Raw genomic sequence first — 1,539 nt, forward strand, 5'->3', positions numbered from 1 at the left:
AAGATGCGGACTTTTACTCCGCGACGGTCAGATCACCCGACCGTTTCCGATGTCCATTTTGTCTCCGGGATTCACATCGGTCCCGTTGTCGGCGCAGCTTCTCGTTTCTTCTGGTCACGCCCAATGTGCGAGCTATCGCGGCACGAGCTCGTTTTCGATAGGAAAGGTAAACCTTGCGACTGATTCTGGGCATCGTCACCCGGTTCCAGCCGTTCAATGGAAACCAGGCATCGAAGAGATCAAGCGACAGCTCTGTATTTTCCGGTCGCTGACCTTTAGTTCTCAAAAGACTTCGAAGAGCCGTCTTTGTAACAAGCCGTGGGCTTGTGGCGGCGCCAGCCTCCATCTCCCTGTCGAGCATGTCCAAGACTCTGTCCATCATTGGAGATTCAGCGACAGAGGAGTCTTCTTCACCGGCGTTGATATCGGCGATTAGTTCCTCGATGTCTGCGAGCATGAAGCCATCCGTGCCAGGGTCGATGCCCTGGAGATTGGCCAAGTCGACTTCAACAGAAGAATTTTTTTGCAGCGTTGAGATCGACAGGTCGGGATCGAGCGTGATGCTTGGTCGCTCAGGGAGTTGCCACTGCGGTCTCGATCTGCGGATCTTGCCTGCAGCATCCGCGTAGACTTCGGGTTGTCGGCGAGCCAGTATATCAAGGTTGATCCAGAGCTTCTTCCTCGGGCCGACACAGATCGGTGGAGGAAAGCCGACGGGAAGGGTGTTGGTTCGACACCACCCATTCAAGGTTTCAACCGATATCCCGACCATTGGAGCCGCGTCGGATGGGAGAAGGAGAGGGGCCTTTAGGGCTTCCCAGAGGCTCTCATCTTGGTCGGGGTCGAGGCCGATCACGGACCAGAGTTTGCTCCAGGCAACCGTCTGCCTCCCGTTCAGCCCCCATGATTTCAGCAGGTCGCGACGTTTGTCCTCCTTCACCCGCAGGAAGGATTCGATCTCGGACATCGTGGCGTGGCCGGACGTCGATGCGTGAAGTGAGGTCAGCATGCCGAGAACCTCGGTTCGTCTTTCGGCCCGCAGAAATCCGGCGAGATGAAGCGGATGATGTGTGCACTCGTCCTCGACCGCGGAGCGGGCTGGGGGCGCAAGCAAGGCAGGCTGGGTTGCGTCGCTTCCACGCCTTCAGGGCGCTTTCCCTGTAAGGGAAATTGACCAGATCTTGCCCAAACTCGGTGCTCCTCAGTGCCTTTCAGTGCCACTCGAGGCGGTTTTCGATGTGAGGGAGTTTTCTCGCTCGGAAGGCAGTTTTGCCTTGTAATCCCTTTGTTTGCTTGGCTATACGCGTCGGTGGAGACGTGGCCGAGTGGTCGAAGGCGCTCCCCTGCTAAGGGAGTAGGCGGGAAACCGTCTCGAGGGTTCGAATCCCTTCGTCTCCGCCATTTACTTTTGATAATATTGGAAAAAATAGCGCGACGGCGACCATACCCGCCTATTTGCCCACCATGCCATTTACGCTTGAATGCAACACCATGCGACATGCTCAGGGCCTGACCGAGCGGCGGTAAATTTATGCGGAC

1 protein-coding gene and 1 tRNA gene are annotated in these 1,539 nt (G+C 56.7%); one reads left to right on the plus strand and one right to left on the minus strand.

Features of this window, described 5'->3' with window-relative positions; all coding sequences use genetic code 11:
• Positions 1-13: 13 nt before the first annotated feature.
• The gene (locus KZZ07_RS26520; protein WP_219519889.1) at positions 14-967 is read right to left on the minus strand and encodes a hypothetical protein; all 954 of its coding nucleotides are present in this window, start codon (positions 965-967) and stop codon (positions 14-16) included.
• Positions 968-1,311: 344 nt separating this feature from the next.
• Between KZZ07_RS26520 and KZZ07_RS26525 the strand changes: the two genes are divergently transcribed.
• Positions 1,312-1,401: transfer RNA gene (locus tag KZZ07_RS26525), tRNA-Ser, on the plus strand.
• Positions 1,402-1,539: the final 138 nt, after the last annotated feature.

The organism is Mameliella sp. CS4 (genome assembly GCF_019392335.1).
Lineage (GTDB): Bacteria > Pseudomonadota > Alphaproteobacteria > Rhodobacterales > Rhodobacteraceae > Antarctobacter.

Bases quoted from the DNA above. Each gene is read 5' to 3' on its own strand.
- KZZ07_RS26520 (WP_219519889.1), bottom strand. From the start codon at position 967: ATGTCCGAGATCGAATCCTTCCTGCGGGTGAAGGAGGACAAACGTCGC.